Origin of the sequence: Curtobacterium sp. 'Ferrero', from assembly GCF_002412165.1 — a bacterium.
Lineage (GTDB): Bacteria > Actinomycetota > Actinomycetes > Actinomycetales > Microbacteriaceae > Curtobacterium.
Genome location: NZ_NXIA01000023.1, coordinates 1 through 12,107 on the forward strand (window position 1 = coordinate 1; position 12,107 = coordinate 12,107).

The window sequence follows — 12,107 nt, forward strand, 5'->3', positions numbered from 1 at the left end:
CTCAGGCCGGCTGCGGCGATCAGGGCGAGCGTGGTGGCGGCGAGGGTGCGGGTGAGGGTCGTGTGCATGGTGGTGTCCTTCGGAAGGGTGCTGCAGGGGAACCCCGACGCAACGGCGCCCCCGGGTCGAGACCCGGGGGCGCCGTCGCTGCGTGTGGTGCGGGTCAGCGGGTGCTGGCCGCGATGGTGAACGGTGCCGAGACGCTCTGCTTGCCGTCCTTGGTGAGGACGATCTTGAAGGCGTACGAGGTGGCTCCGGTGCCGACCGTGCGGTCGAAGGCGAACCGGCCCTGCGCCGACACGGTGCCGCTGGCGAGCGGGGTGTCGCCGACGTTGCCCGGCGTGAAGACCTCGAACGTCGCACCCGGGGTGGCGGTGCCGGTGAAGGTGTTCACGCGGCCCGGGGTCACCGACGTGTTGTCGATGGTGACGTCCGCAGTGCGGGCCTGCAGGGTGACGGTGTCGCCGATCATCGTCTTGCCGTCGTGGGTCTGCTCGATGCGGAAGTCGAGCTTGGTGCCGGTCGCGCTGACGATCCGCTTGAACGAGTACTTGCCGTCCGCGGCGACCTGCAGGTCGGTGATGCCCGACAGTTCGTTGTTCGACGTGTTCAGGACACGCATCGCGGCGCCCGGGGTCACGGTGCCGGTGAAGGTGTTCCAGATGCCGGCGTTGACGTACTCGTTGTCGACGGTCGCGGCCTGGAAGGTGGCGGCGTCGATCGTGAAGAGGTCACTCGTGGTGGTCTGGCCGTTGAGGGTCTGGCGGATCTTGAACTTGAAGTTCGCGGCACCGGTCGAGACGACGCGCTTGAACTCCCAGTCGCCGTTCGCGTCGACGCGGAAGGTGCTCTCGATGCTCGGGTCGAGCACCGTGTCCGACATGTTCAGCACGGAGTAGGTCGCGCCGGGCTCGCCCTTGCCGGTGAACGTGTTCTGCTGGCCGGGGAAGACCTCGGTCGTGGACACCGTCACGGGGGTGAGCGAAGCGGCGTTCACCGTGTAGAGCGGCGTGGTGAAGGTCGCGCCGTCGGCCGTGGTGACCTCGAGCTTGAACTTGAAGTTCGCAGCGCCGAGCGAGACGACGCGGTCGAACGTCCAGTTGCCCTGCGCATCGATGTCGAACGTGCCCGGGACGATCTGGGTGCCGGACACGTTGAGCACGCGGTACGACGCGCCAGCAGGGCCCGTGCCCGTGAAGGTGTTGGTGACACCGGGGCGGACCGAACGGGTGGTGTTCGCCACGGGGTAACCCGCGTTCGCCCGGATGCTGAACAGCTGGGAGGTGCGGGTCTCCCCGTTCAGGGTCTGCTCGAGCTTGAAGTCGAGCTTGGTCGCGCCCGTCGACACCATGCGGCGGAAGGTCCAGTTGCCCTGCGCGTCGATGGTGAACGTGCCCGGGACGATCTGGGTGCCGGAGGCGTTGAGGACGCGGTACGTTGCACCCGGCGTCGCGGTGCCGGTGAAGACGTTCTCGACGCCCGGGGTGACCGTCGACGGGCGCGTCACCGTGACCGGCGCGAACGCGTCCACCGTGGCGTCGACCGTGAACGGGCCGTCGGTGCGCGTGGCGTCTCCCATGGTCTGGCGGACGCGGAACGAGTACTCGGTGCTGCCGGCGGCCGGGGTGGCCTGGAACGAGAACGACCCGTTCGCGGCGACCTGGACACCGCCGGCGATGACCGTGCCGTCGGCGGCGAGGACGTCGACCGTCGCCCCGGCCGTCGCCGTGCCGGAGAAAGTGGTGCGCTGCCCGGGGGTGTACTCGTCCGTCGTGATGGTCGCGGCGGTCAGAGCGGACTGCCCCGGGTTCACCGTGATCGTCGACGTCGTGGTGTTCGCACCCTTCGACAGCTGCTTCGCCTCCAGCACGTGCTCACCCGCGTTCAGGTTGGCCGCGCCGGACCAGGTGCCGTTGGTGCGGACCGTGGTCGAGATGATCGGGGTGCGGCCCTGATTGTCGAAGACCTGCACGGACGAACCGGCCTCGCCGGCGCCGGTGATGGCGGTCGCCCCGGCCGGGACGTCCTCCTGGTCCTCCGGACCGGTGATCGCGACGGCGGTGCCGTAGTCGAGCGAGACGTTCGCGGTGCCGGCGGCAGCGCCGTCGACCATCTGCGAGACGGTGAGGGCGAGCGCGCCGCCCTTGTTCGGGGCGGTGATCTCGACGGAGTAGTCACCGTTGGCGTCGGCCGTGGTCGAGGCGACGGTCGTCGTGCCGTTCTTCACGGTGATCGCGGCGCCCGGCTCGGCGGTGCCCGAGACGGTGGCCTTCTTGGTGGCGTCGGCGTCGAACGTGCCGGTCGCCGTCAGCGATTCGTAGAACGAACCCAGATCAGCGGGGATGCCGACGAATTCTCCCTTCGGGGCAGACCCGAGCAAGAACTGCTGCACGACGAGCCCGCCGTTGTCGACCAGTTCGTTTTCGGTGCGGGTCGCGCTGGTCAAGGCCCGGTTCCCGACCCAGCTGACGAGGTTCCCGTTGCTGTCCTGCTTCCACCACTGAAACGACTCCGAAGCGGCCGCCTGGGTCGTCCGACAGTCCGTCCACGGCGCATTGGCGGTGATGCGATACGGGTACAGTTGCCAGTGCTGGTCACTGAGGGGGTCAGTGGCGATGACACAGCCCCCCTCCGGGGTTCGCAACGCGAATCCGCCGTCGGGCAGCGGAACCGAAGTGATGTCAACCGCTGCAGCCTGTGCCGCCGCGAGCGTCCCGTAGTGCTTGACCGTGCCAGCGGTGATGGCACCACTGGCAGCCACGAGCGCTGAGTAGCTGTTGGGTCCTTGCTTCGCGATGAGCTGGAACGTCTTGCCGCCCCCGGAGAGCGCAGTCGTCGACGTCGCCGCAGAAGCCGACGCCGCACCGAAGGACAGGCCGGAAGCGATGGTCGCGACGGCCAGGGCGGACGCCCCGAGCCCCTTCGCGATGCGCTTGGTCTTGTTGGACATGGTTGTTGATCCCTTTCGAGGGGGTCGGGCCGCGTGCTCTCGCTCGGACGATCGGGCCGTCAGCGGCTCGCGGTGGGGTGGTCGCGGGAGACCCCGCTGCCGTACCAGAATATCAAACCGTGCGCTGAAATACAACATGCGCAATGGTGTCCGACCTGAGTCGGCTCATGGCAAGTTCGGAGGCTGTGGCCTTGACGTCCAGGACCATGTGAGTAAGGTTGAGTCCATCGGACGCAAGTCCATCGACTTACCCAGACAAGAGGAGTTTGCACATGGGACGAGCAGTAGGCATCGACCTCGGAACCACCAACTCGGTCGTCAGCGTGCTCGAGGGCGGCGAGCCCACGGTCATCGCCAACGCCGAGGGCATGCGCACCACGCCGTCGATCGTCGCCTTCACGAAGGACGGCGAGGTGCTCGTCGGCGAGACCGCCAAGCGCCAGGCCGTCACGAACGTCGACCGCACCATCGCCTCCGTCAAGCGCCACATCGGCACCGACTGGAAGGCCGACATCGACGGCAAGCAGTACACGCCGCAGGAGATCTCGGCCCGCACCCTGGGCAAGCTCAAGCGCGACGCCGAGCAGTACCTCGGCGAGGACGTGACCGACGCGGTCATCACCGTCCCCGCGTACTTCAACGACGCCGAGCGTCAGGCCACGAAGGACGCCGGTGAGATCGCAGGCCTCAACGTCCTCCGCATCATCAACGAGCCGACCGCCGCCGCTCTGGCCTACGGCCTCGACAAGGGCAAGGAAGACGAGCTCATCCTGGTCTTCGACCTCGGTGGCGGCACGTTCGACGTCTCCCTGCTCGAGGTGGGCAAGGACGACGACTTCTCGACGATCCAGGTCCGCGCGACCGCGGGCGACAACCGCCTCGGTGGCGACGACTGGGACCAGCGCATCGTCGACTGGCTCATCAAGAAGTTCAAGGACGAGCACGGCGTCGACCTCTCGAACGACAAGATCGCGAAGCAGCGTCTGAAGGAAGCGGCCGAGCAGGCGAAGAAGGAGCTGTCGAGCTCCATGAGCACGAACATCCAGCTCCCGTACCTGACGCTCACCGCGGACGGCCCGCTCAACCTCGACGAGACACTCTCCCGCGCGCAGTTCGAGCAGATGACCTCCGACCTGCTCGACCGCACGAAGAAGCCCTTCAACGACGTCATCAAGGAGGCGGGTGTCTCCGTCAACGACATCGCGCACGTGGTGCTCGTGGGTGGCTCGACCCGCATGCCGGCCGTCGCCGAGGTCGTCAAGAGCCTCACCGGCGGCAAGGAGCCGAACAAGGGCGTCAACCCGGACGAGGTCGTGGCGGTCGGTGCCGCCCTGCAGGCCGGTGTGCTGAAGGGCGAGCGCAAGGACGTCCTGCTCATCGACGTCACGCCGCTGTCGCTCGGCATCGAGACCAAGGGCGGCCTGATGACGAAGCTCATCGACCGCAACACTGCCATCCCGACCAAGCGGAGCGAGACCTTCACGACCGCCGACGACAACCAGCCGTCGGTCGCCATCCAGGTCTTCCAGGGCGAGCGTGAGTTCACCCGCGACAACAAGCCGCTCGGCACCTTCGAGCTGACCGGCATCGCACCGGCTCCCCGTGGCGTGCCGCAGGTCGAGGTCACGTTCGACATCGACGCGAACGGCATCGTGCACGTGTCCGCGAAGGACAAGGGCACCGGCAAGGAGCAGTCGATGGTCATCTCCGGCGGCTCGTCGCTGCCGAAGGAGGACATCGAGCGCATGGTCCGCGAGGCCGAGGAGCACGCGGCCGAGGACAAGGCCCGCCGTGAGGCGAACGAGCGTCGCAACCAGGCCGAGCAGCTCGTGTACTCGATCGAGAAGCTCATCAAGGAGAACGACGACAAGCTCCCCGCGGACGTCAAGTCCGAAGTGCAGGGCGACGTCGACTCCCTGAAGTCGGCGCTCGCGGGCGAGGACGACGAGGCCGTGAAGACCGCCTTCGACAAGCTCAACGAGTCGCAGGGCAAGCTCGGCCAGGCGATCTACAGCCAGCAGGATGCAGGGGCGGCTGCCGGTGGCGAGCAGCCCGCCGGCGACCAGGCGACGCAGGACGACGAGGACATCGTCGACGCCGAGGTCGTGGACGACGAGGACGAGAAGGACAAGAAGTAATCGATGGCTGACGACGAGAACGCCGACGACAACGTCGAGAACAACGACGAGCCCCAGGTCGAGGGCGACGCCACGAACGCCGAGCAGCCGGAGGACCTCATCGAGGCCGAAGGCCCCGACGTCGAGGTGCCGAGCGACCTGAGCCCGGAAGACCAAGCCCTGCTCGACGACGCCGCACGCGGCATGGAGGAGGACAAGCTCTCCCAGGCCGACCGTGACCTCGTCGCCGACATGCGGACGGACATGCTCCGTGCGCAGGCCGAGCTGGTCAACTTCCGGAAGCGCGTCGAGCGGGACCGTGAGGCGAACCGCGAGGTCGTCATCGCCGAGGTCGTGCGCGCCCTGCTGCCGGCCCTCGACGACCTCACCCGCGCCGAGGCGCACGGTGACCTCGCAGAGGGGCCGATGGCCGTCATCGCCCAGAAGATCCGTGGTGGGTTCGACAAGTTCAACCTGGTGCAGATCGGCGAGAAGGGCGAGCCCTTCGACCCGAACGTGCACGAGGCGCTTGTCCAGCTGCCGACGCCGGGTGCGACCGCGCAGACCGTGGCGGACGTCGTCGAGCCGGGCTACAAGCTCGGCGAGCGCGTCCTCCGTGCGGCCAAGGTCGCGGTCGCGGTCCCGGCCTGACCGCGGGAAGGAGGTAGGGATTCATGGCCAGTCAGGACTGGTTCGACAAGGACTTCTACAAGGTCCTCGGCGTCGACAAGACGGCGAGCGACGCTGAGCTGAAGAAGACCTACCGGAAGCTCGCGCGGCAGTACCACCCGGACTCCAACCCGGGTGACTCCGCCGCCGAGGCCCGCTTCAAGGAGATCAGCGAGGCGTACTCGGTGCTCTCCGACAAGGAGCAGCGCCAGGAGTACGACCAGGTCCGTGCCATGGGCTCGGGCGCCCGCTTCACCGCGGGCGGCCCGGGCGCCCAGGGCGGGTTCGAGGACGTCTTCGGCGGAATGTTCGGTGGCGGTGGCCAGCGCGTCCGCTTCGGCCAGGGCGGCGCCGGTGCGCGTGGCGGTGGCTTCGAGGACATCCTCGGCGGAATGTTCGGCGGTGGCGGCGGCTTCGGCCAGTCCAGCGGCGGTTACCGCGGGTTCGGCGGCCCCACGAAGGGTGCTGACGTCACGGCGTCGACGACGCTCGACTTCGCGACCGCGATCGCCGGTGACACCGTCAAGCTGTCGCAGGGCAACGGTCGCACGGTCAACGTCCGCATCCCGGCCGGGGTCGCGGACGGGCAGAAGATCCGCCTCCGCGGGCGCGGGCAGCCGTCGCCCGACGGCGGCGAGGCCGGTGACCTCGTCGTCACGGTCTCGGTCCGCAAGCACCCGGTCTTCGAGCGTGACGGGCTGCACCTCCGCGTGGACGTCCCCGTGACGTTCGCCGAGGCGGCGCTCGGCGCGACCATCCAGGTGCCGACGCTCGGCGGCGAGCCCGTGAAGCTGCGGGTCGCCCCTGGCACGCCGTCGGGTCGCGTCCTCCGTGTCAAGGGTCGTGGGGTCACGACCGCGAAGGGCACCGGTGACCTGCTCGCCACCGTGCAGGTCGCGGTCCCGTCGCACCTGTCGGACAAGCAGCGCGAGGCCGTCGAGGCCCTTGCCGCTGCCCTTCCCGACGAGGACCCCCGCGCGGATCTCCTCGCCAGGGCGCGCGGCTAGCGCACGCGCGTCACGCGCACAGCGCGTCACACCCGGCCTGGAGGCGCGGCGCGGCTCCGTCAGGAAGCCGCACCGGGCCTCCAGGCTGTTGGGCACCACGACACCAACGAGAGGGGCGGTCGATGACCGACATGGACGAGAACTCGCCCGTCTTCGCCATCGCGATGGCGGCTGAGCTCGCGGAGATGCACCCGCAGACGTTGCGCCAGTACGACCGGCTCGGTCTCGTCGTGCCCGGTCGCACCCGTGGCGGATCCCGGCGGTACTCCATGCGTGACATCGCCCAGCTGCGGGAGATCGCGCGGCTCGGTTCCGAGGGCGTCTCGCTCGAGGGCATCCGGCGTGTGCTCGAGCTCGAGAACGAGAACCGGGCGCTGCGCGAGCGGGTGTCGGAACTCGAGAGTGCGCTCGCGGACCAACTCATCAGCCGGCCAGGGGCGCGGGTCTTCGCCGCCTCGGCGACGGGCGGTGCGGTTCCCTTGCGAGCGGGAGTCCGTCCGCAACGGAACACGCAGATCGTGCTCTGGCGCCCACAGCGCTGAGCGTGACGACGAACGGGGCGCCGGGACGATGTCCCGGCGCCCCGTTCGGCGTCAGTGCTGCTCGTGCGGGAGCGTCAGCGCGTCGCGGCGGGCAGGTCGAAGAGCCGCGTCGTGTAGGTGGCGCCGTCGACCGTGACCCGGAGCTTGAACCCGAAGTTCAGGGAACCCGCCGACACGAGACGGTCGAACGACCACGAGCCGTCTTCGCCGATGGTGTGGGTTCCCGGGACGATCGGCGTGCCCGAAGCGTTCAGGACCTCGTACGTGGCGCCCGCGGGGCCGGTGCCGTCGAACGTGTTCACGAACCCGGGGATGACCGCGTCGGTGGTGACCACGACGGGCGCGAGACCTCGGTTGGCGTCGATGGAGAACAGCTCCGACGTCTCCGTCTGCCCGTCCTTCGTCTGCTCGATCTTGAACTGGAACGACGTCGCGCCGGCCGAGACCACGCGCTCGAACTCCCACGTGCCGTCCGCGGCGACCGTCAGGTTCCCGGGGACGATCTGCGTGCCGGACCCGTTCAGCACCCGGTACGTCGCGCCCGGCTCCGCCGTCCCACGGAACGTGTTCGCGAGCCCCGGGGTGACCGACTGCGGGCTGGTCAGGACGACCGGCGCGAGGCGGCCCGTCGAACCCGGGTTGATGGTGACCTCAGCGGTCGTCGTGTTCGCGCCGCGCGAGTGCTGGACGACCCGCAGGACGTGCTCCGCACGGTCGAGGTCGTCCGTCGTCAGGGTCCAGCGGCCGTTCGGCAGGACGCCGTCGACGCTGCTGCCGACGATGCGGTCGCCGCCGCCGGAGACGTCGTGGACCTCGACCGCCGAGCCGGGCTCGCCGGTGCCGGACATCGCCACGGGGCCACCGGTGTGCGGCGCGCCGTCGGTGGGGGAGTCGACGACCACCGCGGCGCCGTAGTCGACCGTCCGCGTGACCGCGTGCGCCGTGTCCGCGAGACCGGCGAGCGACTGCACGGCCGTGACCGGGTACGGCCCGCTCGCGTTCGGAGCGGGGATCGTGGTCGACCACCGTCCGGTCGTCGCGTTCGCCGTCACCGCAGCACCGAGCGCGGTGCCGGCTGCGTCACGGAGCTGGACGGATGCGCCGGGCTGTGCCGTCCCGGACGCCTGGACCGGGGTGTCCCGAACCGGGGAGAACGTCGCCGTGAACGTGAGCTGGTCCGCCACGAGGTTCGCGGTGAGGGTCGCCTGCCCGGTGCGCTCGGCGCCGACGTACTGCTCGAGCCGGATGGTGTTCGCGCCGAAGGCGAGGTTGCCCAGCGTGGCCGTCCACGTACCGTCGGCACCGATCGTCACCGGGTTCGCTCCGTTGACGAGCACCTGGGCGCCCGGGGTGCCCCGGCCGCTCAGCCGAGCGACCCGCCGGAGGGCGTCGACGCTGTCGACCCGGGCCCGGAACGCCGGCAGGAAGTCGGCGATGTTCGGGATGCGGTCGCCGATCTCCTTGACCTGGAGCCGCATCACCGGGTCGTTGTTGTAGAGGCCGAGGAATCCGCCGTTGCGCTCGGAGCGCAGACCTGTGCCGATCGGGTTGTTCGATCCCTGGTTGCTCGCGAGCGAGAACTGCTGGTCGACGTCACCGTCCACGCAGGTCTCGAGGGTGACGCGGGAGTTGATGCCGGCGGTCGCGGTCCCGGCGGTGAGGCAGAGACCCGGGGCGGAGACGGGACTGACCGTCGCGATCCCGCCCGGCGCCGGGAGGTACCAGTCGACCGCCCGGTCGAGCGCGCCGGCGAGCGTGGCGGCACGGTTCGCCGCGATGTCCTGGCCCGCAGCGCCCGGTGACGGGGCCGAGAACGCGGGAGCGCCCTGGAACGGGGAGGTCTCGGTGACGAGCGGGCCGACGATCTGGTCGCCGTCGGCGGTGATCGTCGCGGCGGACGCCGACGTCGCGCCGAACGACGTCGCGATCACGGCGGATGCGCAGACGACGGCCGCGATCCGGAGTCGACCCGTGTTCGGTGGCTGGGTTTCCATGGAGTTCCTCTCGATCGGTGAAGACGTCAGGAAACATATCAATGTGAAACGTGTGGTGTTCGCGATATCGCACATTGTTGCCACCGATTGCCGACGCGCATTCGTGCATATTCGAAATGTTCAATGGGTGACGGAATCTGGCTGTGTCGGCAGTGCAGTCGAACGGGGCCGCACGACTCCCGCACGGTGCAGTGGGTACGCTGGCGCGGTGCCTCCCGAGTTCGCCGACCTGTTCCGCCGCCGTGGCGACGACCTGCCGGACCTGATCACGATCGACGGCACCGACCGCTTCATCCTCGACGAGGCTCCCCACGTCCACGGCGACGCGCTCCGACAGCCCGGCGAGGTCGCCGTGGTGGACGACCGGAACGGCGTGGTCACGCTCGGGGTGATCGCGGTGCACGGCGCCAGCGACGTCCGGGTGGTGCAGGACTCCCTGGTCGCCGAACGGGCACTCGAGGCGAACGCGGGGGCGTTCGGACGGCGCGGGTTCCACCACCCCGACACCCTCGAACGGGCGTTCCGGGACGTCCGGCTCGTGCTGCTCCGACTGTCGAAGTCGAACGACCGGCTCGACGAGGTCGCACGCGCCGTCGCCCGGTGGGCCGCCCCCGACGTGGTCCTGCTCTGCGGCGGCGTCTCGAAGCACATGAACCTCGGGCAGAACGCGGTGCTCCGGCGGTACTTCGGCGAGGTGACGGCGTCGCGCGGTCGCGGGAAGTCGCGGCTGCTCGTCGCGCAGGACCCGCTGCGGGCCGCGGCCGCCCGGGCCGACGCCACGGATCCGTGGCCGCGGTCGGTGCACAACGACGAACTCGGCATGACCATCGTCGCGCACGGCGGGGTCTTCGCCGGCACGTCGCTCGACCTGGGCACGCGGGAGCTGCTCGCCGTGGTCGACCAGGCCGTCCCTGACGCGCGACGAGCCGTCGACCTCGGGTGCGGGAACGGCGTGATCGCGACCGCGCTCGCGATGCGGCGTCCGGCGCTGCGGGTGACCGCGACGGACCTGTCGCAGACCGCGGTGGCCTCCACCCGAGCGACCGCCGCGGCCAACGGGGTGGGCGACCGTGTCGAGGTGGTCCGGACGGACGCCGGCGACGAGCTGCCGGACGCGTGTGCGCGGCTCGTGGTGTGCAACCCGCCGTTCCACGCGGACACCACGGTGACCACGGACGCGGCCGAGGCGATGTTCCGGAACGCGGCCACGATCCTCCAGGCCGGTGGCGAGCTGTGGTGCGTCTGGAACTCGCACCTGCGCTACCGGCCGGTGCTGGAGCGTGCGGTCGGCACGACGCGGCAGGTCGCGCGGTCGTCACGGTTCACCGTGACCGCGTCGCGCCGGGCCTGACGCGCGCCGGGCGAGCAGGCCCGGGGCCGGCCGGAGCAGCGACCGGGACGGCGCGCACCACGACGGGGGCGGCCGCAGTGCGGCCGCCCCCGTCGTGGTCCTCGCTCAGGAGGGGATGTAGTCGAACGTGTCGGGGTCCGGACCGGTCCGGTGGCCCTTGTCCAGCGACGTGATCGCGGTCATGTCCTCGTCGGAGAGCTCGAAGTCGAAGATCGCGAAGTTCTCCTCGACGCGCGAGCGGGTGACCGACTTCGGGAAGACGATGTCGCCGCGCTGGATGTGCCAGCGCAGCACGACCTGGGCCGGCGTCTTGCCGGTGTTGCCGGCGATCCGCGTGATGGTCTCGTCGTCGAGGACGAGGCCCTGCGCGATGGGCGACCAGGCCTCGGTCGCGATGCCGTGCTCGCGGTCGTACGCGCGGAGCTCGTCCTGCACGAGGTACGGGTGCACCTCGATCTGGTTCACGGCCGGCGTGATGGTCGTCTCGGCGGCGAGGCGGTTGAGGTGGTGCGACTGGAAGTTCGACACACCGATCGAGCGCGCGGTGCCGCCGCGGTACAGCTCCTCCATCGCCTTCCAGGTCGGCACGAAGTCCGACACGGTGGGCAGCGGCCAGTGGATGAGGAAGAGGTCCGTGTAGCCGCCGAGCAGCTCGGCCGACTTCTTGCCGTTCTCGAGCGCTGCCTCGGGGTCGTGGAAGCCGTTGTTGAGCTTCGAGGTGACGAAGATCTCCTCGCGCGGGATGCCGGACTCGGCGATCGCCTCACCGACCTCCTTCTCGTTGCCGTACATCTCGGCGGTGTCGATGTGGCGGTACCCGACCTCGAGGGCCGCGAGGGTGGCGTCCTTCGTCTCCGAAGGGTCGATCTGGAAGACCCCGAAGCCGAGCTGCGGGATGGTCTTGCCGTCGTTCAGGGTGATGTTCGGAACGGTCATGGTGCGAGACAACCACACGGCGCCCAGCGGGCATTCCGGGAACGTCCAGCGGGCGTGTCACCCGGCGCGGACCGGTCAGTCGAGCGCGGAACGGATGTACGCGAGGAGCGCCGCGCCGTACGCGTCCTCGGCGTCGGGAGCGTCGAAGGCCTGGGGAGCACCGGCGATCGTCGCGGTGACGGTGAACCCCGCCACGAGCGACACGAACGCGCCGCCGAGCAGCGAGCGCAGCTGGTCCTCCCGCGGCAGCCACAGCGACTCCGCGGCGTCGACGGAGTCCAGCGCCCACTCGGTCGTGCCGTTGAAGCCGAGGACCGTGCCGCTCGGGTAGTCGTGCCGCTCGACCGTCATCTCGGACACCGTGTAGACGTCGTCGTCGACGCCCGGCTTGTCGATGACGAACCGGTCGCCGGTCGTGGGGTGCCAGCGCAGACCGGCGTCGCGCAGGGCCGCGGCGAGAGCAACTGTGATCACGGTCCACAGCCTGCCACGCCCCTGGCTGCAAGCTCGCCGTACTAGCATCTGCGAGCACCCCCACGCG

9 protein-coding genes are annotated in these 12,107 nt (G+C 69.8%); 5 read left to right on the top strand and 4 right to left on the bottom strand.

Translation table 11 applies throughout. The features are described 5' to 3' along the window. Nucleotides 1–163: 163 nt before the first annotated feature. The gene (locus Csp2054_RS15400; RefSeq protein WP_096900343.1) at nt 164–2,950 is read right to left on the bottom strand and encodes an Ig-like domain-containing protein; all 2,787 of its coding nucleotides are present in this window, start codon (nt 2,948–2,950) and stop codon (nt 164–166) included. A gap of 272 nt (nt 2,951–3,222) precedes the next feature. Here Csp2054_RS15400 and dnaK point away from each other — a divergent pair, with 272 nt between their 5' ends. The 4 genes from dnaK to Csp2054_RS15420 all read left to right on the top strand — a co-directional run bounded on the left by dnaK (nt 3,223) and on the right by Csp2054_RS15420 (nt 7,285). Next, a complete protein-coding gene (dnaK, locus tag Csp2054_RS15405) occupies nt 3,223–5,088 on the top strand; it encodes a molecular chaperone DnaK (RefSeq protein WP_096900344.1) in 1,866 nt (621 codons plus the stop codon). Nucleotides 5,089–5,091: 3 nt separating this feature from the next. Continuing rightward, on the top strand, nt 5,092–5,718 hold the full coding sequence (locus Csp2054_RS15410; RefSeq protein ID WP_096900345.1) for a nucleotide exchange factor GrpE: 627 nt from the start codon (nt 5,092–5,094) through the stop codon (nt 5,716–5,718). A gap of 23 nt (nt 5,719–5,741) precedes the next feature. After that, nucleotides 5,742–6,743 carry a DnaJ C-terminal domain-containing protein gene (locus Csp2054_RS15415; RefSeq protein ID WP_096900346.1) on the top strand — a complete coding sequence of 334 codons (1,002 nt, stop codon included), beginning with the start codon at nt 5,742–5,744 and terminating at the stop codon, nt 6,741–6,743. 131 nt (nt 6,744–6,874) lie between these two features. Then, nucleotides 6,875–7,285 (top strand): heat shock protein transcriptional repressor HspR, encoded by a 411-nt coding sequence (locus Csp2054_RS15420; protein WP_096900368.1) that lies wholly within the window; start codon nt 6,875–6,877, stop codon nt 7,283–7,285. A 74-nt stretch (nt 7,286–7,359) separates the two neighbouring features. Here the strand turns inward: Csp2054_RS15420 and Csp2054_RS15425 are convergent, their stop codons facing one another. Beyond that, nucleotides 7,360–9,279: a ricin-type beta-trefoil lectin domain protein gene (locus tag Csp2054_RS15425; RefSeq protein ID WP_141399292.1), complete on the bottom strand. Its 1,920-nt coding sequence runs from the start codon at nt 9,277–9,279 to the stop codon at nt 7,360–7,362. A 208-nt stretch (nt 9,280–9,487) separates the two neighbouring features. Here Csp2054_RS15425 and Csp2054_RS15430 point away from each other — a divergent pair, with 208 nt between their 5' ends. Further along, nucleotides 9,488–10,630 (top strand): class I SAM-dependent methyltransferase, encoded by a 1,143-nt coding sequence (locus Csp2054_RS15430; RefSeq protein WP_255252776.1) that lies wholly within the window; start codon nt 9,488–9,490, stop codon nt 10,628–10,630. A 105-nt stretch (nt 10,631–10,735) separates the two neighbouring features. Here Csp2054_RS15430 and Csp2054_RS15435 read toward each other — a convergent pair whose 3' ends face one another. Continuing rightward, nucleotides 10,736–11,566 carry an aldo/keto reductase gene (locus Csp2054_RS15435; RefSeq protein WP_096900348.1) on the bottom strand — a complete coding sequence of 277 codons (831 nt, stop codon included), beginning with the start codon at nt 11,564–11,566 and terminating at the stop codon, nt 10,736–10,738. A 75-nt stretch (nt 11,567–11,641) separates the two neighbouring features. After that, the gene (locus Csp2054_RS15440; protein ID WP_096900349.1) at nt 11,642–12,040 is read right to left on the bottom strand and encodes a pilus assembly protein CpaE; all 399 of its coding nucleotides are present in this window, start codon (nt 12,038–12,040) and stop codon (nt 11,642–11,644) included. Between the last annotated feature and the right edge of the window lie 67 nt (nt 12,041–12,107).

Excerpts from the sequence above, each read along its gene's own strand:
- Csp2054_RS15400 (WP_096900343.1), bottom strand. The coding sequence starts at position 2,950 with ATGTCCAACAAGACCAAGCGCATCGCGAAGGGGCTCGGGGCGTCCGCC.
- dnaK (WP_096900344.1), top strand. The coding sequence starts at position 3,223 with ATGGGACGAGCAGTAGGCATCGACCTCGGAACCACCAACTCGGTCGTC.
- Csp2054_RS15410 (WP_096900345.1), top strand. The coding sequence starts at position 5,092 with ATGGCTGACGACGAGAACGCCGACGACAACGTCGAGAACAACGACGAG.
- Csp2054_RS15415 (WP_096900346.1), top strand. The coding sequence starts at position 5,742 with ATGGCCAGTCAGGACTGGTTCGACAAGGACTTCTACAAGGTCCTCGGC.
- Csp2054_RS15420 (WP_096900368.1), top strand. The coding sequence starts at position 6,875 with ATGGACGAGAACTCGCCCGTCTTCGCCATCGCGATGGCGGCTGAGCTC.
- Csp2054_RS15425 (WP_141399292.1), bottom strand. The coding sequence starts at position 9,279 with ATGGAAACCCAGCCACCGAACACGGGTCGACTCCGGATCGCGGCCGTC.
- Csp2054_RS15435 (WP_096900348.1), bottom strand. The coding sequence starts at position 11,566 with ATGACCGTTCCGAACATCACCCTGAACGACGGCAAGACCATCCCGCAG.